Source organism: Actinoplanes sp. NPDC049802 (assembly GCF_040656595.1).
GTDB lineage: Bacteria > Actinomycetota > Actinomycetes > Mycobacteriales > Micromonosporaceae > Actinoplanes.
In genome coordinates this window covers 1-20,728 of record NZ_JBFAMR010000104.1, presented here as the reverse complement: position 1 = coordinate 20,728, position 20,728 = coordinate 1, and the positions used below count along the sequence as shown (strand labels likewise).

Genomic DNA, 20,728 nt, shown 5'->3' with positions numbered 1-20,728 from the left:
TCGTGAGGCGGTGCGGTTCGCCGGGGCGGTGCAGGTGTTGAGGGATCGTCGTGTCGGCACGTTCCTGGAGATCGGGCCGGATGCTGTGCTGACCGCGCTGGGCCCGGACCTGGCCGACGGGGAGTGGATCCCGGCGTGCCGCCGGGACCGCCCGGAAGCGGACACCCTCGCCACCGCGTTCGCCCGGCTCGCCGTCCGGGGTGTGCCGATCGACTGGCCGGCCGTCGTCGCGGGCCGCACCGTCGCACTGCCCACCACCGCGTTCGAGCACCAGTCGTTCTGGCCCCGGCCGGGCGCCGGAACCCCGGACGCCGGTGGGCTGGGCCAGGCGGCGGCGAACCATCCGCTGCTGGGCGCGGCTGTCGAACTGCCCGGCGGCGGGGCCGTCTTCACCGGCCGCCTCGCCCTGAACACCCATCCGTGGCTGGCCGACCACGCCGTCGCGGACCTGGTGCTGCTGCCCGGCGCCGCCCTGGTGGAACTGGCCGCGCACGTCGGCCGCGAACTGGACTGCCCCCGCGTCGAGGAGCTGATCCTGGAAGTGCCGCTGGTCCTGCCGGACCGGCGCGGCGTCCAGGTGCGGGTCACCGTCGGCGGCCCGGCTCCGGACGGCGGACGCGACGTGAGCGTGCACTCCCGGGCCGAGAACGGGGAGGACTGGACCACGCACGCCACCGGACTGCTCCACCCGGCCGGAACCGGCGGCGCCGACCTGCGGACCTGGCCACCGCGGGCCGAGGAGGTCGACGTGTCGGCCACCTACGACGACCTGTTCGCGCGCGGCCTGCGGTACGGCCCGGTCTTCCAGGGACTGACCGCGGCCTGGCGGCGCGACGACGAGATCTTCGCCGAGATCACCCTTCCCGAGGCCGCGCACGACGACGCGGCCCGCTTCGGACTGCACCCGGCGCTGCTGGACGCCACCCTGCACGCGGTGGCGGCGACCGGCGACGGCGAAGCGGTGCTGCCGTTCTCCTGGCGCGGCGTCACCGTGCACGCGACCGGCGCCACCCGGCTACGGGCCCGGATCGTGCCCGGCGGCGACGGCAGCGTGGCGATCACCGTCGCCGACGCCACCGGCGCGCCGGTGGCCACGGTCGAGGCCCTCTCGGTACGCCCGGTGTCGGCGGATCAACTGACCGCCCTGCGCCGGGACCGGCACGACGCGCTGCTGTGCCTGGACTGGACACCGCTGCCGGCCGGGGACACCCTCCCCCCATCCGTCACGGCGATCGGGCTCGGCGGGACCCACCATGACCTGTCGGCCCTCGCCGCCGCGGTCGACGCCGGGGAACCGGTGCCGGACGTGGTGCTGGCCCGGTGTGCGCCGGACCGGGACCTGCCGGAACCGGACCGGGTGCGGGCTGCCACACACCAGGTGCTCGCCCTGGTCCAGCAGTGGCTGGCCGACGACCGGTTCACCGGCTCCCGGCTGGCCGTGCGGACCGGTGGCGCGGTGCCCACCGGTCCCGGTGAGGACGTGACCGACCTGGCCGCGGCCGCCGTCTGGGGCCTGATCCGGTCCGCCCAGTCCGAGCAGGGCGACCGGTTCGTGCTGATCGACGCCGACCGGGACGACACGGCCGGACTGACCGCCGCGCTCGGCTCCGGCGAACCGCAGCTCGCGATCCGTGGTGGGCGGCTGCTGGTGCCCCGCCTGACCCACGCCGAGCCGGCCCCCCGCGAGACCCCGGTCTTCGACGGGCCGGTGCTGGTCACCGGCGCCACCGGCACGCTCGGCCGGCTGGTCGCCCGGCACCTGGTCACCGCACACGCCGTGCGGCGGCTGGTGCTGGTCAGCCGACGCGGCCCGGCCGCCGACGGGATGACCGAACTGCACACCGAACTGGCCGGTCTGGGTGCCGAGGTCACCGTCGCCGCCTGTGACGTCGCCGACCGGGAAGCGGTGGCCGCGCTGCTCGCCGCGCACCCGGTCCGCGGGATCGTGCACACCGCGGGTGTCCTCGACGACGGTGCCGTCACCTCGCTCACCCCGGACCGGATGGACGTGGTGCTGCGGCCCAAGGCCGACGCCGCCACCCACCTGCACGAACTGGCCGGCGACCTGACCGCCTTCGTGCTCTTCTCCTCCGCCTCCGGTGTGCTCGGTGGTCCCGGCCAGGGCAACTACGCCGCCGCCAACGCCTACCTGGACGCCCTCGCCGAGCACCGGCGGGCACACGGCCTCCCCGCGGTGTCGCTGGCCTGGGGCCGCTGGGAGCAGGCCGGCATGGCGGACCGGCTGAGCGAGGCCGACCGGAGGCGGATGTCGCGGTCCGGCGTCGACGCCATCACCGCCGACGAGGGGCTCGCCCTGTTCGACGCGGCCCTGCACGGCCGGGCCACGATCGCGCCGATCAAGCTGAACCAGCGGATGCTGCGTGACCGGGCAGCCGCCGGGCTGCTGCCGCCGGTGCTGCGCGGCCTGGTCCGGGCACCCGCCCGGCGAGCGGCGGGCGCGGACGCCGGCGCGGCCGAGGCCCTGCGGCAGCGGCTCGCCGGCCGGGACGCCGACGAGGCCGGGGAGATCCTGCTCGACCTGGTACGAGCCCAGGCCGCCGCGGTACTGGCCCACCCGGACCCGTCCGCGGTCGCTGCCGACCGGCCGTTCAGCGAGCTCGGGTTCGACTCGCTCACCGCGGTCGAGCTGCGCGATCGGGTGCTCGCGGTGACCGGTCTGCGGCTGCCCGCGACGCTGATCTTCGACCACCCGACATCGAAGGCGCTGGCCGTACACCTGCAGCGCGAACTGTCCGGTGAGCCGGGCGCCGGCAACGTGTCGCTCGCGGCCTTCGCCGAACTCGACCGGCTGGAGGCGACGCTGGCGGCGATCGACGAGCAGTCCCGGTCGCGGCTGTCGGCGCGGCTGCGGGAGGTGCTGGCCCGGATCGGCGGCGAGCCGGAGCCGATCACCGGCGACATCGAATCCGCCACCGACGACGAGGTCTTCGCACTCATCGACCGAGAGCTGGGAATGTCATGACACCGCGAGGAAGGCGACGGTAGTGGCCAACGAGGACAAGCTCCGGGACTACCTCAGGCGCGTCACCGCGGACCTGCAGAGGACCAGGCAGCGCCTGCACGAGGTGGAGGCGTCCGGGCACGAGCCGATCGCGATCGTCGGCATGGCCTGCCGCTATCCCGGCGGCGTGACCGGCCCGGAGGATCTGTGGCGGCTGGTGTCCACGGGCGCCGACGCGACCGGGGCGTTCCCCACCGACCGTGGCTGGGACCTCGCCGCGCTGCACGATCCGGAGTCGGCCCGGGAGGACACCTCCTATACCGCGCGCGGCGGCTTCCTGTACGACGCGGCCGAGTTCGACCCGGCGTTCTTCGGGATCAGCCCGCGCGAGGCGGCCCGGATGGACCCGCAGCAGCGCCTGCTCCTCGAGGTCTCCTGGGAGGCGCTGGAGCGTGGCGGCATCGACCCGGCCTCCCTGGCCGGCACCCCGGCCGGGGTGTTCGCCGGGCTGATGTACCACGACTACCCGGGCAGCAACAGCTCCGGCAGCGTGGTGTCCGGGCGGGTGTCCTACACGCTGGGCTTCGAAGGCCCGGCGGTCACCGTGGACACCGCCTGCTCCTCCTCCCTGGTGGCGCTGCACCTGGCGATACAGGCGCTGCGCCGGGGCGACTGCTCCCTCGCGCTGGCCGGTGGCGTCTCGGTGATGGCGACCCCGTTGACCTTCGTCGAGTTCTCCCGTCAGCGCGGGCTGTCCCCGGACGGCCGCTGCCGGTCGTACTCGGACGCGGCCGACGGCACCGGTTTCGCCGAGGGCGCCGGGGTGCTGGTGGTGGAGCGGCTGTCGGACGCGGTCCGCAACGGCCACCGGGTGCTCGCCGTGGTCCGCGGCTCCGCGGTCAACCAGGACGGCGCCTCCAACGGGCTGACCGCGCCGAACGGGCCGTCGCAGCAGCGGGTCATCGAGGCCGCCCTGCTCGACGCGGGCCTGTCGACCCGCCAGGTCGACGTGGTGGAGGGGCACGGCACCGGCACCACGCTGGGCGACCCGATCGAGGCGCAGGCGCTGATCGCGACCTACGGGCAGGACCGGGAAATCCCGCTCTGGCTCGGCTCGATCAAGTCGAACCTCGGCCACACCCAGGCCGCGGCCGGTGTCGCCGGGGTGATCAAGATGGTGCTGGCGCTCCGGCACGGCGAACTGCCCGCCACCCTGTACGCCGAACAGCCGTCGGGCAAGGTGGACTGGACGGCCGGGAACGTGCGGCTGCTCTCCTCGGCCATCCGGTGGCCGCAGACCGGGCAGCCGCGCCGGGCGGCCGTGTCGTCGTTCGGCTTCAGCGGGACCAACGCGCACGTGATCCTGGAGCAGGCGCCGGCCGCCGAAGCACCCGAACCGGCGTCGGCCCCGGTGGCATCGCTGCTGGTCACCGCCCGTTCCGCGGAGGGACTGCGTGAGCAGGCCCGGCGGCTCGCCGTGGTGGCCCCCGCTCTGGAACCCGCCGAGCTGGGATTCGCGCTGGCCACCACCCGGTCCCGTTTCGAACACCGGGCCGCGGTGGTCGGCACGTCGGCCGGGGAGTTGACCGCCGGCCTGACCGCGCTGGCCCGGGACGAACCGGCCACCGGCCTGGTCCGCGGGCGAGCCATCGCGACGGCCCGGCCCGCCATGCTCTTCGCCGGGCAGGGCTCGCAACGGCCCGGCATGGGCCGGGGGCTGTACGCGGCGTACCCGGCGTTCGCGGCCGCCTTCGACGAGGTCTGCGACGCGCTCGACCCGCATCTGGACCGCCCGCTGCGGGCGGTGCTGGACAGCGACGACCTGCACCGGACCGGGTATGCCCAGCCCGCCCTGTTCGCGATAGAGGTGGCGCTGTACCGGCTGGTCCGGTCCTGGGGTGTCACCCCGTCGGTACTGGCCGGCCACTCCGTCGGCGAACTCGCCGCCGCCCACGTGGCCGGGGTGTTCTCCCTGGACGACGCGGCCCGCCTGGTCGCCGCCCGGGGCCGGTTGATGCAGGCGCTGCCCGCCGGTGGGGTGATGCTGGCGGTGCGGGCGACCGAGGACGAGGTGTCGCCACTGCTCGGCCCGGAGGTGGATCTCGCCGCGGTGAACGGCCCGGACTCGGTCGTGATCTCCGGTGCCGAGCAGGCGGTGGCCGCGATCGAGGAACGGTTCGCTGACCGGCGTACCAGAAGGCTGCGGGTGTCGCACGCGTTCCACTCGCCGCTGATGGAGCCGATGCTCGACGACTTCCGTGCGGTGGCACGGACCGTGACCTACGCGCCGCCCGCGATCCCGGTGATCTCCACGGTCACCGGCGCCCCGGCCGGCCCCGAGATCGCCACCGCGGAGTACTGGGTGGGCCAGGTCCGGGCGGCGGTGCGGTTCGCCGGCGCGGTCCGGGCGGCGGCGGCGACCGGCGTCACCACGTTCCTGGAACTGGGCCCGGACGCGGTGCTGTCGACCATGGCCGCCGAGTGCCTGGACGGTGACGTGCTGGCCACGTCGCTGCTGCGCCGGGACCGGGACGAGCCGCTCGCCCTGGTGGAGGCGCTGGCCCGGCTGGAGACCCGCGGCGTGACCCTGGACGCGGCGGCCTTCTACCACCGTGCCGGCCCGTCGTGGATCGATCTTCCGACGTACGCCTTCCAGCACGAGCGGTACTGGCTGGACAGCCCGGAACCGGCCACCACGACCGGTGGCGGCGACGAGGACGGTCTGTGGGCGGCGGTGGACAGCGGCGACATCGACACCGTGGTCCGGACCCTCGACCTGGACCCGCGGGCGCCGCTGTCGTCGGTGCTGCCCGCGCTGGCCGCGTGGCGCCGGGACTCGCACGAGCGGGCCGCCCTCGACGGCTGGCGCTACCAGATCCGCTGGGAGCGCCGATCCGGCCCGCTGACCGCTTCCCTGACCGGCGTCTGGCTCCTGGTCGGCGCCGAGTCCGGTGGCGAGACCGCGGTGGCCGTCACGGCCGCGCTCACCGCGCACGGCGCCACCGTGGTCCCGGCCGGGCTCGATGAACTGCCCGGGCACCTCGACGGTGCACCGGCCGGTGTGGTGTCGCTGCTCGGGCTCGACGAGGCGGAACTGCCCGGGCGTCCCGGGGTGCCGGCGGGCGCGGCCGGCACCCTCGAGCTGGTACGTGCCCTGGCCGGTCACCGGGTGCCGCTGTGGTGCCTGACCCGTGGCGCGGTCACCACCGCACCGGCCGACCCCGTCACCGCGGTGGCCCAGGCCCAGATCTGGGGCCTCGGCCGGGTCGCCGCCCTGGAACTCCCGGAGACCTGGGGCGGTCTGGTGGACCTGCCGGCCCGGCTCGACGAACGGACCGGCGCCGCCCTGGCCGGAGTGCTCGCCGGCATCGGTGAGGACCAGGTCGCGGTACGCCCGGCCGGCGTCTTCACCCGCCGCCTGCACCGAGCCCCGGCCGCCGGGACCGCCCGGTGGCGGGGCGCCCGGGGCACCGTGCTGATCACCGGCGGCACCGGCACCCTCGGCCGCGCCGTCGCCCGGTGCTACGCGGCCGGCGGGGCGGAGCGGGTGGTCCTGCTCAGCAGGCGCGGCACCGCCCCCGACGGTCTCCTGGACGAGCTGCGCGCGCTGGGGGCGGAGGCCGAGACGGAGGCGTGCGACGTCGCCGACCGGGCCGCGCTGGCCGCGGTGGCCGGCCGGCACCCCGGGATCCGGGCGGTCGTGCACGTCGCGGGGCTGGCTCAGCTCACCGAGCTGGTGACGATGAGCCTCGCCGAGTACACCGAGGTGGTCTCGGCCAAGGTGGCCGGCGCCGCCAACCTCGACGCCGTGTTCACCGGCCGGGAATTGGACGAGTTCGTGCTGTTCTCCTCGGTGGCCGGGGTCTGGGGCAGCGGTGGCCAGGCCGCCTACGCCGCCGGCAACGCCTACCTGTGCGCGCTGGCCGAGGCACGCCGGGCCCGGGGGAAGGCCGCCACCTCGGTCGCCTGGGGTCCGTGGGCGGAGAGCACCCTGGTCGACGACGAGATGTCGGCTGCCCTGCGGCGGCGCGGGCTCCGCCCGATGGCCGAGGAACGGGCGATCACCGCCCTGCGGACCGCGCTGGCCGCCGGGGACACCACGGTGACGGTCGCCGATCTGGACTGGGACACCTTCCTCGGATCGTTCACGGCGCTGCGGCCCAGCCGCCTGTTCGAGCCGGTCGCCCCGGCGGCCTCCGCCCCGGCGCCCGCCGCGTCCTCGTCCGATTTCGCCCGGCGGCTCGCCGGACTGCCCGAGGCCGATCGGCTCGGCCACGTCACCGGGCTGGTCCGAACCCAGGTCGCGCTGACCCTCGACTACACCGGGCCGGACGCCGTCGACCCGGACCGGGCCTTCAAGGAACTGGGCTTCGACTCGGTCACCGCGGTGGAGTTCCGCAACCGGATGATCGAGGCCACCGGGGTACGGATGTCCGCCGCCGTCGCCTTCGACTACCCGACCCCGGCCGCGCTCGCCGCCCACCTGCTGGAGAGCAGCGCCCCAGAGGTGGCCGTCCGTGGCGATGCCGTGGACGAGCCGATCGCCATCGTCGGCATGAGCTGCCGGTTCCCCGGTGAGGTCGGCTCACCGGAGGAGCTGTGGGCGATGCTGAGCGACGGGCGGGACGGGATCGGCCCGTTCCCGGCCGACCGCGGCTGGGATCTGGACCGGCTGTTCCACTCCGACCCGGAGCACGCCGGGACCAGCTACGTCAGCGAGGGCGGCTTCCTGTCCGACCTGGCCGGGTTCGACGCGGACTTCTTCGGCATCAGCCCGCGCGAGGCCGAGGCGATGGATCCGCAGCAGCGACTGGTGCTGGAGGGCGCCTGGGCGGCGTTCGAGGACGCCGGCATCGACCCGGCCGGCCTGCGGGGCAGCGCGACCGGGGTGTACGTCGGCGCCAACAACGTCGACTACAGCCGGATCAACGGCGGCGCGGGTACGAGCGCCGAGGGTTTCGTGGCCACCGGCACCGCCGCGAGCATCCTGTCCGGCCGGCTGTCGTACGTCCTCGGGCTGTCCGGCCCGGCCCTGACGGTGGACACCGCGTGCTCGTCGTCCCTGGTGGCGATGCACCTGGCGGTACGGGCGCTGCGTTCCGGGGAGGTCGCGACGGCGATCGCCGGAGGCGTGACCGCGATGTCCACGCCGGGAGCGTTCATCGAGTTCAGCCGGATGCGGGGGCTCGCCCCGGACGGGCGCTGCAAGGCGTTCGCGGCGGGCGCCGACGGCACCAACTGGGGCGAGGGCATCGGCATGGTCGTGCTGGAGCGGCTCTCCGACGCGGTCGCCGCCGGGCACCAGGTCCTCGCGGTGATCCGGGGCAGCGCGGTCAACCAGGACGGCGCGTCCAACGGGCTGACCGCCCCGAACGGGCCGGCCCAGCAGCGGGTGATCCGGCAGGCGCTGGCCGACGCCGGACTGTCCCCGGACGACGTGGACGCGGTCGAGGCACACGGCACCGGCACCGCTCTGGGTGACCCGATGGAGGCCGACGCGCTGTTCGCCACCTACGGGCGGGACCGGGCCGGTGACCGGCCGCTCTGGCTGGGCTCGGTGAAGTCGAACATCGGTCACACCCAGGCGGCGGCCGGTGTCGCCGGGGTGATCAAGATGGTGCTGGCGCTCCGGCACGGCGAACTGCCGCGCACCCTGCACGTGGACGAGCCGACCGGGCACGTCGACTGGGACGGCGGGGTACGCCTGCTCGCCGAACCGCGGCCCTGGTCCCGCAACGGGCGTCCCCGCCGGGCCGGGGTCTCCTCCTTCGGGTTCAGCGGCACCAACGCCCACGTGATCATCGAGGAGGGCCCGCGGCAGCCGGTGGCCGGGGAACCCGGCGACACCGGGCCGGTCGCCCTGGTGCTCTCCGCCCGTTCCGACGCCGCGTTGCGTCACCAGGCGGAGAGCCTGCTGCCGCTGCTGTCCCGGGAGCGGCCGATCGACCTGGCGTACTCGCTGTCGCTGCGCACCGCCCACCCACGCCGGGCGGCGCTGGCCGGCACCCCGGACGAACTGCGGGCGGGACTGGCCGCGCTCGCCGCCGGGGAACCGGCTCCGGGCCTGTGCACCGGGCTCGCCGGCGCCCCGGGCAAGGTCGCCCTCGCCTTTCCCGGCCAGGGCTCGCAGTGGATCGGGATGGGCGTCGAGCTGCTCGACACCTCGCCGGTCTTCGCCGCCCGGATCGCCGAGTGCGAGGCCGCGCTCGCGCCGTACGTCGACTGGTCGCTGGAGGCGGTGCTGCGGGACGGCTCCGGACTGGACCGGGTGGACGTCGTACAACCGGTGCTTTTTGCCGTGATGGTGTCGCTGGCGGAGTTGTGGCGCTCGCACGGGGTGGAACCCGCCGCCGTGGTCGGGCACTCGCAGGGGGAGATCGCCGCCGCGTGTGTGGCCGGTGCGCTGACCGTGCCGGACGCGGCGAAGGTCGTCGCGCTGCGCAGCCGGGCGCTGCTGCGGCTGTCCGGCAAGGGCGGCATGGTGTCCGTGCCGCTGCCCGTCGCCGAGGTGCGGGAGCGGCTGGAACGCTACGCCGGGCGGGTCACCGTGGCCACCGTCAACGGCCCGCGCACCACCGTGGTGGCCGGCGAGGTGGACGCGCTGGAGCAGATGCTGGCCGAGGCGCTCCACGACGGGGTCCGCGCCAAACGGATCGACGTGGACTACGCGTCGCACTCGGCGTTCGTGGAGCAGATCGAGGACGATCTGCTGGAGATGCTCTCCGGGATCACCCCGCGGCTCCCGGACGTCCCGCTCTACTCGACCGTGGACGACCGCTGGCTGGACAGCCCGCCCGACGCCGGGTACTGGTACCGCAACCTGCGGCAGACGGTGTGGTTCGAACCGGCCGTGCGGGCCTTGCTCGACTCCGGTGTCACCACCCTGATCGAGGTCAGCCCGCATCCGGTGCTGACCATCAGCATGCAGGACGTGGCCGACGACGCCGAGGCCAAGGCCACCGTGTTCGGCTCGCTGCGCCGCGACGAGGGCGGGCCGTCCCGGTTCCTGCTCTCCCTGGGCGAGGCGTACGTGGCCGGGCTCGACCCGCGCTGGGAGCACCGCGACGCGCACCGGGTCCGGCTGCCCGGCTACCCGTTCCAGCACGAGCGGTACTGGCCGGCCACCGGGACCGGGACCGCCGACGCGGCCGGGCTGGGCCTGGCCGCCACCGACCACCCGCTGCTCGGCGCCGCGGTCGCGCTGGCCGACGGCGAGGGACTGCTGTTCACCGGGCGGATGTCGGTCGCCACCCACCCGTGGCTGGCCGACCACGCCGTCGGCGGGCAGGTGATCGTGCCCGGCACGGCGTTCGTCGAACTCGCCGTCCGGGCCGGTGACGAGGCCGACTGCGGCCGGATCGAGGAACTGACCCTGACCGCGCCGCTGGTGCTGCCCGCCAAGGGCGGGGTCCAGGTGCAGCTGCGGGTCGGCCCGCCGGACGACGACGGTCAGCGGCCGGTCGGCATCCACTCCCGGCCGGACGGGATCGCCACCGACACCACCCCGTGGCAGCAGCACGCCACCGGCCTGCTCGCCCCGGCCGGGCAGCCGGAGCCGTTCGGCACGTCGTGGCCGCCGGACGCGGAACCGGTGCCCACCGAGCAGCTGTACCCGAATCTGGCCTCGGCCGGTCTCGCCTACGGCCCGGCGTTCCGGGGCGTGCGCCGGGCGTGGCGGGACGGCGATGAGATCTACGCCGAGGTCGCGCTGCCCGCCGGCCTGGTCCGGGCGGCCGCCGGGTACGGGCTGCACCCGGCCCTGTTCGACGCCGCGCTGCACCCGCTCGCGCTGGCCACCCGCAGCACCGGCCCGCTGCTGCCGTTCGAGTGGGCCGGCGTCGAGGTCCACGCGGTCGGCGCCACCGAGCTACGGGTCCGGCTGCGCCCGTACGGCCGTGACGCGGTGGCGGTGACCGTCGCCGACCACACCGGCGCGGTGGTCGCCACGGTGGAGTCACTGGTCCTGCGGGAGGCCGCCGCCCCGGTCCGGCCGTCCGGGCACGACGACGCCCTGTTCCGGGTGGAGTGGACCGCGCTCGGTGATCCGAAGACCGTCCCGGAGGTGCGCTGGGCGGCTCTCGGCGGCTGCGAGCTGCCACGCCGGGCGGGCTTCGTCACCGACACGTATCCGGACCTGGCGGCTCTCCGGGCCGCCGTGGAGGCCGGCGCGCCGGTGCCCGGCCTGGTCGCCCTGCCGTGCGCCGGCCCGGACGGCGATCTGGCCGCGGCGGCGCACCGGATCGTCCACGACACCCTCGCCGTCGTACGCGACTGGCTGGACGGCGACCGGTTCGCCGACGCCCGGCTGGTCGCCGTCACCCGGGGCGCGGTGGGCGTGGGCGAGGCGGCCACCGACCCGGCGGTGGCCCCGGTGTGGGGCCTGCTGCGGTCGGCGCAGGCCGAGAACCCGGACCGGTTCGTCCTGCTGGACGCCGACGACCGGGACCCGCACCGGGCGCTGGCGGCGGCGGTCGTGTCCGGCGAGCCGCAGATCGCGATCCGTGACGGCGTGGCACTGGCGCCGCGACTGGCCCGGATCGCCAACAGCCCCGCCCTGGTCGCCCCGGCGGCCGGCCGGTGGCGGCTGGACGTCACCGAGCCGGGCACCCTGGACAACCTGGTGCTGCGGCCGGAGACGGAACAGCCGCCGTCGCTGGAGCCGGGCCAGGTGCGGGTCGCCATGCGGGCGGCCGGTCTGAACTTCCGGGACGTGCTGATCGCCCTCGACATGTACCCCGGTGGCGGGGCGATGGGCGGCGAGGGCGCCGGAGTGGTGCTGGAGACGGCGCCGGACGTGACCGGCGTGGCCGTCGGCGACCGGGTGATGGGCTTGTTCCACGGCGCGTTCGGCACCGAGGTGGTCACCGACGCGCGGATGATCGTTCCGGTGCCGGACGGCTGGACCTTCGCGGCGGCGGCGGCCGTCCCGATCGCCTTCTGCACCGCGTACTTCGCGCTGGTCGACGTGGCCGGGGTCAAACCCGGGGAGAAGGTCCTGGTGCACGCCGCCACCGGTGGGGTGGGGACGGCGGCGGTCCGGTTGGCCCGGCACCTCGGCGCCGAGGTGTACGGCACCGCCAGCGCCGCCAAACGGGACGCGCTGCGGGCGATGGGCCTGCCGGACAGCCACACCGCCGACTCCCGGACCGCGGAGTTCGAACAGCGGTTCGCCGGCGCCGGCATCGACGTGGTGATCGACTCGCTGGCCGGGGAACTGGTCGACGCGTCACTGCGGCTGCTGCGCGACGGTGGCCGGTTCGTCGAGATGGGCAAGACCGACGTCCGCGACCCGGGGCGGGTCGCCGAGGACCACCCCGGCGTCCGGTACCGGCCGTTCGACCTGCTCGCCATCGACCCGGAGCGGGTCGGGGCGATCCTGCGCGAGGTGCTGGCCCTGCTCGCCGGGGGACGGCTCGCCCCGTCACCGGTCCGCCGGTACGACGTCCGGCGGGCCCCCGAGGCGTTCCGGACCATGTCCCGGGCACAGCACATCGGGAAGCTGGTGCTCACCGTACCGGCCCGGATGGATCCGGCCGGGACGGTTCTCGTCACCGGCGGCACCGGCGTCCTCGGCGGCCTTCTCGCCCGGCACCTGGTCACCCGGCGCGGAGTCCGGCGCCTGCTGCTGATCAGCAGGAGCGGCCCGGACGCCCCCGGAGCGGCGGAACTGGCCGCGGAACTGACCGGTCACGGCGCGGAGGTCGTCGTCGAGGCGTGCGACGCGGCCGACCGTGACGCGCTCGCCGCGACACTGGCCCGGATCCCGGCGGAGCATCCGCTGACCGCGGTGGTGCACACCGCCGGGGTGCTCGACGACGGCCTGGTGACGGCACTGACCCCGGAGCAGGTGGACGCGGTGCTGCGGCCCAAGGTCGACGCCGCGGTGCACCTGGACGAGCTGACCCGCGACGCCGCGCCGGCCGAGTTCGTGGTGTTCTCCGCCGCGGCGGGCACCGTCGGCGGGCCGGGGCAGGGCAACTACGCCGCCGCGAACGTCTTCCTGGACACCCTGGTCGCGCGGCGGCGGGCGGACGGGCTGCCGGCCCGCTCGCTGGCCTGGGGGCTGTGGAGCGAGGCCAGCGGGATGACCGGGCATCTGGACGCCGGCGACCGGGCCCGGCTCGCCCGAGCCGGCCTGCTGGAACTCTCCGCCGAGCAGGGCCTGGCCCTCTACGACGCCGGCGAGCTGATCGACGAACCGCTGCTGGTGCCGATGCCGGTCGATCCGGTGGCGCTGCGCGAACGGGGACGGGCCGGCATGCTGCCGCCGATGCTGCGCGGGCTGGTCCGCGGGCCGTCCCGGCGGGCGGCCGGGCAGGCGGCCCGCTCCGCCGGGGCGCTGCGGGACGCTCTGGCCGGGCAGAGCGGGCCGCAGCGGCGGCACACCGCGCTGGAGTTCGTCCGGGCGCAGGTGGCCGCCGTGCTCGGGCACAGCGGGGTGAGCACGGTGGACGCCGACCGGCCGTTCACCGAACTCGGGTTCGACTCGCTGACCGCGGTCGAGTTCCGTAACCGGCTCAAGGCGGCCACCGGGCTGCGGCTCTCCGCCACCACGGTCTTCGACCACCCGACCGCCTCCGCGGTCGCCGACCACCTGCTGGCCGAACTGGCCCCGGCGGAACCGGACCCGGCGGCGGCGCTGCTCACCGAGCTGGACCGGCTGGAACGCTCGTTCGCGCAGGCCGCGACGGCGCAGCTGGAGCAGGCCGCCAGGTCGCGGATTACCGAGCGGTTACAGGCGGTGCTGTCCAATTGGCGGGGCAGGCCCGACGGGACTGCCGACCCCGACGGACGAGACGTGGGAACGGTGCTCAAGACGGCCTCGGCGGACGAGCTGTTGCGGTTCATCGACGACGAGCTCGGCGCCGTCTGAGGGCCGGTCGCGCGAGGAGGACTCCGGATGGCGAACGAAGATCAGTTGGTCGAGTATCTCCGGCGCGTGACCGCCGATCTGCACGAGACACGGCGCAAACTGCGCGACGTCACCGAGCCGGAGCCGATCGCCATCGTCGGCATCGGGTGCCGTTTCCCCGGCGACGTGCGTTCCGCGGACGGACTGTGGGACCTGGTGTCGGCCGGTGGTGACGGCACCACCGAGTTCCCCACCGACCGCGGCTGGGACCTGGATTCCCTGTTCGACCCGGGCCGGGGCTCCGGCACCAGCTACGTCCGCCGCGGCGGGTTCGTGCCGGACGCCACCGGGTTCGACGCCGGCTTCTTCGGCATCAGCCCGCGCGAGGCTCTGGCGATGGACCCGCAGCAGCGGCTGGTGCTGGAGACGTCCTGGGAGGCGTTCGAGCACGCCGGCATCGACCCGCAGTCGCTGCGCGGCAGCCGGACCGGTGTGTTCGTCGGCGCGAACAGCGCCGAGTACCTGACCGCGATGCAGCGCGACATGGACGCGCTGATCGGCTACACGATGACCGGGATCGCCGGCAGTGTGGTGTCCGGCCGGGTGTCGTACGTGCTGGGGCTGGAGGGCCCGGCTGTCACCATCGACACCGCCTGCTCGTCGTCGCTGGTGGCAGTGCACGTCGCCGCCCAGGCGCTGCGCTCCGGCGACTGTGACCTGGCGCTGGCCGGCGGCGCGTGCGTGATCTCCACCCCCGGGACGTTCGTGGAGTTCTCCAGCCAGAAAGGTCTCGCCCCGGACGGCCGGGTGAAGGCGTTCGCCTCGGCCGCCGACGGCACCGCGTTCGGTGAGGGCGCCGGTCTGCTGGTGCTGGAGAAACTGTCGGACGCGCGGCGCCGCGGGCACCGGGTGCTGGCGGTGGTCCGGGGTTCGGCGGTGAACCAGGACGGCGCGTCGAACGGCCTGACCGCGCCGAACGGGCCGTCGCAGCAGCGGGTGATCCGGGCCGCGCTGGCCAACGCCGGGCTGACCGCCGCCGACGTGGACGCGGTCGAGGCGCACGGCACCGGCACCACGCTGGGCGACCCGATCGAGGCGCAGTCGCTGATCGCCACCTACGGCCGGGACCGGGAGCGCCCGCTCTGGTTGGGTTCGGTGAAGTCCAACATCGGGCACACCCAGGCCGCTGCCGGGGTCGCCGGGATGATCAAGATGGTGATGGCGCTGCACCACCAGGAACTGCCGCGCACCCTGCACGTGGACGCGCCGACCCACCACGTGGACTGGGCCGAGGGCGCGGTCCGGCTGCTCGGCGAGCCGGTGGCCTGGCCGCGGACGGACACCCCGCGCCGGGCCGGCGTCTCGTCGTTCGGCATCTCCGGCACCAACGCGCACGTGCTGATCGAGGAGCCACCGGCCGAGGAGACCGTCCCGGCCGTGCCCCCGGCCGAGGGCCCGGCCCTGTGGACCCTGTCGGCCCGGTCCGCCCCGGCGCTGCGCGAGCAGGCGCAGCGGCTCCGGCGGCACCTGACCGGCGGATTCGGCGAGCACGACATCGCGCACGCGCTCGCCACCACCCGGGCACACCTGCCGTACCGGGCGGCTCTGGCCGGCGACCGCGCCGAGCTGACCGCCGCGCTGGACGCGCTCGCCGACGGCACGGCGGCCCGCAACCTGATCACCGGAACGGCCGGGAACGGCGGCCGGACCGCGTTCGTCTTCCCCGGGCAGGGCGCCCAGTGGCTGGGTATGGCCGCCGAGCTGCTGGACACCTCGCCGGTGTTCGCCGCCCGGATGGCGGAGTGCGCCGACGCCGTCGACCGGCACACCGACTGGTCGCTGCTGGACGTGCTGCGCGGCGTACCGGGATCGGCCTCGCTGGACCGGGTCGACGTGGTCCAGCCGGCGCTGTTCGCGATGATGGTGTCCCTGGCGGCGCTGTGGCGCTCGTACGGGGTGGAACCGGACGCGGTGATCGGGCACTCGCAGGGCGAGATCGCCGCCGCGTGCGTGGCCGGAGCCCTCTCGCTGGAGGACGCCGCCCTGGTGGTGACCCGGCGCAGCCTGCTGATCGCCGTGCACCTGGCCGGGCGCGGCGGCATGGTGTCGGTGCAGGCGCCGGTCGCCGAGGTCGGCGAGCGGCTCGCGCCGGGAGCGGAGATCGCGGCCGTCAACGGGCCGTCGGTCACCGTCGTCTCCGGCACCCCCGAGGCGATCGACGACCTGATCGCCGGCTGCGAGCGCGACGGTGTCCGCGCCCGCCGGGTCGACGTCGACTACGCCTCGCACTCCGCGCACGTCGAGTCGATGCGCGACGAACTGCTCCGTGCGCTCGCCCCGATCCGCCCCCGATCCGGCGAGGTGCCGCTCTGGTCCACCGTCACCGGCGAGCCGGCCGGCCCCACCGAGCTGGGCGCCGAGTACTGGTACCGGAACCTGCGCCGGACCGTCGAGTTCGAGCCGGCCGTACGCGGACTGATCGCCGACGGGTTCGGTGTCTTCGTCGAGGTCAGCCCACATCCGGTGCTGGTGCCGGCGGTCCAGGCCCTTTTCGACGAGTCGGGTGGCGCGGCTTCCGGTACGCTGCGCCGCGGCGAGGGTGGCCTGTGCCGCTTCCTGCTGTCGCTGGGCGAGGCGTACACCCGTGGTGTGCGGCCGGACTGGGCCACCCTGGTCACCGCACCGTCCCGGCCGGTCACCCTGCCGGCCTACCCGTTCCAGCGCCGCCGGTACTGGCCCGCGGACCGGGGCGCACCGGCCGACGCCGCCGGTCTCGGTCTCGGCTCCACCGGGCACCCGCTGCTCGCCGCGACGGTGTCGGTGGCCGATGCGGACGGGGTGCTGCTGACCGGCCGCCTGTCGGCGGGCGCCCACCCGTGGCTGGCCGACCACCGGGTGGCCGGCCGGATCCTGCTGCCCGGCACCGCCTTCGTCGAGCTGGCGATCCGTGCCGGTGACGAGGTGGGCGCCACCGGCATCGAGGAGCTGACCCTGGAGGCGCCACTGGTGGTGCCGGAGAAGGGCGCGGTCCGGATCCAGCTCCGGGTCGGCGAGGCCGGCCCGGACGGCGCCCGGGCCCTGACGGTGTACTCCCAGCCGGCCGACGACGACGGCCCGTGGACCCGGCACGCCGCCGGCACCCTGACCTCCGGGACTCCCCGCCCCGGTGCGGCCGACGGCACCTGGCCGCCGAAGGACGCCGAGGTGGTGGACACCGCCGGGCTGTACGACCGATTCGCGGCGCTGCGGGTCACCTACGGCCCGGCCTTCACCGGGCTGGGCACCGTCCGGCGGCGCGGCGACGAGGTGTACGCCGAGGTCACTGCCCCGGAGCAGATCGACGTAGCGGGTTTCGGCCTGCACCCGGCCCTGCTGGACGCGGCGCTGCACCCGCTCGGCCTGGGCCTCTTCACCTCCGGTGACGAGGCCGACGGCCCGTGGCTGCCGTTCGCCTGGCGCGGGGTCACCCTGCATGCCTCCGGCGCCACCCGGCTCCGGGCCGCCATCCGCCCGGCCGGGCCGGACACCGTCGCGGTGACCGTCGCCGACCACACCGGCGCGCCGGTCGCCACGATCGACGCGCTGGCCGTCCGGCGGCTCCCGGCCGAGGCGCTCACCGGCCTGGCGGCCCCGCGCCACCCGGCGACGCACGTGCTGGACTGGGTGCCGGTTCCGGTCGCGCCCGGGGCCGCCACGCTGGCCGTGGTCGGCGCCGACCGGCCCGGCGCGGTCCGGTACGACGATCTGGCCGCGATCACCGAGGTCCCGGATTACGTGGTGTTCCCGGTGATCCGCCGCGACGAGGACCTGATCGCCGCCACCCACCGGCTGACCGGGGACGCGCTCGCCGCCGTCCAGGGGTGGCTGGCCGAGGACCGGTTCGCCGACTCCCGGCTGGTCGTGCTCACCGAGGGCGCCACCGACGGCACCGATCCGGCGTCGGCCGCGGTCTGGGGGCTGCTGCGGTCGGCCCAGTCGGAGAACCCGGGCCGGTTCGTCCTGGCCGACATGACCGGCGGCCGGTCCGGCGACCTGGTGCCCGCGCTGCTCACCGGCGAACCCCAGATCGCCCTGCGGGACGGCGGTGTCCTGGCACCCCGCCTGGTCCGGGCCTCCGGCGGGCCGGGCGAGGCGCCGCCGATCAGCGGCACCGTCCTGATCACCGGAGCGTCCGGGACGCTCGGTGGTCTGGTCGCCCGGCATCTGGTCGAGCGGCACGGCGTACGGCGGCTGGTGCTGGCCGGCCGCCGCGGGATGACCGCGGAGCTGGCGACCCTGCACGACGAGCTGACCGGCCGCGGCGCCGAGGTCACCGTGGCGGCCTGTGACGCCGCCGACCGGGACGCGCTGGCCGCCCTGATCGCCGAGCACCCGCCGTCCGCCGTGGTGCACACCGCGGGGGTCCTGGACGACGGCATGGTCACCTCGCTCACCCCGGACCGCCTGGACACCGTTCTGCGGCCGAAGGTCGACGCGCTGGTGAACCTGCACGAGCTGACCGGCGACCTGGACGCCTTCGTGATCTTCTCGTCGGCGGCGGGCGTGTTCGGCGGGCCGGGGCAGGGCAACTACGCCGCCGCCAACGCGTTCGCCGACGCCTTCGCCGCCCACCGCCGTGCCCGGGGCCTGCCCGCGGTGGCGCTGGCCTGGGGCATGTGGTCGCAGCGCACCGGTCTCACCGGGGCATTGGACGACACCGATCTGGCCCGGATGCGACGCTCCGGGGTGTCGCCGCTGTCGACCGAGGACGGGCTGGCCCTCTTCGACGAGGCGCTGTCCGCCCCGGAGGCGGTGCTGGTGCCGGTGAATCTGGACCTGGCGGCGTTGCGCGGGCAGGCGGCCGGCGGGGTGCTCCCGGCGGTGCTGCGCGGCCTGGTCCGGGTCCCGGCCCGCCGGCAGATCTCCGGCGACGCCGCGGCCGCGTCCGACCTGATCGCCACGCTGTCCGGGCGGGACCCGGCCGACCGCCGCCGGGAGCTGGTGGACCTGGTCCGCGGCCAGGTGGCGGTGGTGCTCGGCCACGCCGGCGCCGAGGCGGTCGGTGCCACGGCGGCGTTCAAGGAGCTGGGTTTCGACTCGCTCACCGCGGTCGAGCTGCGGAACCGGCTCAACGCCGTGGTCGGCCTGCGCCTGCCGGTCACTCTGATCTTCGATCACCCGAGCGCGGCGGCGGTCGCCGAGTACGTGGACACCGAGCTGTTCGGCGGCGGCGACGCCGTCACGGCCGCCGTGGTGACCACCCGTGACGGCGAGGACGCGATCGCGATCGTCGGGATGGGCTGCCGGTTCCCCGGCGGGGCCACCTCGCCGGACCGGCTGTGGGACCTGGTCGAGGGCGGTGTGGACACGGTGGCCGGGTTCCCGGCCGACCGGGGCTGGGATCTCGACCACCTGATCGACCCCGACCCGGACCAGCCCGGCCGCACCTACTGCGGCGAGGGCGCCTTCCTCTACGACGCCGCCTGGTTCGACGCCGAGCTGTTCGGCATCTCCCGCCGCGAGGCGCTGGCGATGGACCCGCAGCAGCGGCTGTTCCTGGAGACCTCGTGGGAGGCGATCGAGCGGGCCGGCATCGACCCGACGTCGCTACGGGGCAGCCGGACCGGGGTGTTCGCCGGGCTGATGTACCACGACTACACCGCCCATCTCCAGCACATGGCCACCGAACTGGACGGCTTCATCGGCACCGGGATCTCCGGTGGTGTGGTGTCCGGCCGGGTGTCGTACGTGCTGGGACTGGAGGGCCCGGCGGTCACCGTCGACACGGCCTGCTCGTCGTCGCTGGTCACCATGCACCTGGCCGCTCAGGCGCTGCGAAGCGGCGAGTGCACGCTGGCGCTGGCCGGTGGGGTGACCGTGCTCGCCACCCCGAACGCGTTCATCGACTTCAGCCGCCAGCGCGCGCTCGCCCCGGACGGGCGGTGCAAGTCGTTCGCGGCCGGCGCGGACGGCACCGGCTGGGGTGAGGGCGTCGGCGTGCTGGTGCTGGAGAGACTGTCCGACGCGCGCCGCAACGGGCATCCGGTCCTCGCGGTGGTCCGCAGCACCGCGGTCAACCAGGACGGCGCCAGCAACGGCATGACCGCACCGAACGGCCCGTCCCAGCAGCGGCTGATCCGGCAGGCGCTGGCCGACGCCCGGCTCGGGCCGGGCGACGTGGACGCGGTCGAGGCGCACGGCACCGGCACCACGCTGGGCGACCCGATCGAGGCACAGTCCCTGATCGCGACGTACGGCAGCGACCGCGGCGAGCATCCGCTGTGGATCGGCTCGGTCAAGTCGAACATCGGCCACACCCAGGCCGCCGCGGGCGTGGCGGGGGTGATCAAGATGGTGCAGGCGATCCGGCACGGCGTGCTGCCGCCGACGCTGCACGTGGACGAGCCGTCGCCGCACGTGGACTGGACGGACGGCGCCGTCCGGCTGATCACGGCGGCGCGGCCGTGGCCGGAGACCGGTCGCCCGCGCCGTGCCGGGATCTCCTCGTTCGGCATCTCCGGGACCAACGCGCACGCCATCATCGAGCAGGCGCCGGACCCGGCACCGGCACCGGTCGCCGCGGAGACCCGGCTACCGGTGGTGCCGTGGCCGCTGGCCGGCCGCGACCGGGCGGCGCTGCGGGACCAGGCGGCCCGCCTCGGCGCACACCTGGCCGGGGACGACGTGCCCACCGTGGACGTCGGCTACTCACTGGCCACCACCCGGGCGGCGCTGCGGCACCGGGCGGTGGTGCTCGGCGCGGACCTCGATGAGCTGCGGGCCGGACTGTCCGCCCTGTCCCGGGGCGAGAGCGGCCCCGGCGTGGTCACCGGCACCCCGGACGACGGCCGGTTGGCGGTGTTGTTCTCCGGTCAGGGTTCGCAGCGGGTCGGGATGGGTGTGGGGTTGTCGAGGGTGTTTCCGGTGTTCGGGTC

3 protein-coding genes are annotated in these 20,728 nt (G+C 75.4%); all 3 read left to right on the top strand.

Annotated elements, in window-relative coordinates:
• Positions 1–2,983, top strand: a 2,983-nt coding sequence (locus AB0I88_RS37755; RefSeq protein ID WP_361036422.1) for an SDR family NAD(P)-dependent oxidoreductase, incomplete at its 5' end; no start/stop codon positions are given.
• Positions 2,984–3,005: 22 nt separating this feature from the next.
• Positions 3,006–13,835: a type I polyketide synthase gene (locus AB0I88_RS37750; RefSeq protein WP_361036419.1), complete on the top strand. Its 10,830-nt coding sequence runs from the start codon at positions 3,006–3,008 to the stop codon at positions 13,833–13,835.
• A gap of 27 nt (positions 13,836–13,862) precedes the next feature.
• Positions 13,863–20,728 (top strand): type I polyketide synthase (locus AB0I88_RS37745; RefSeq protein ID WP_361036416.1); only part of this gene is annotated, 6,866 nt, incomplete at its 3' end.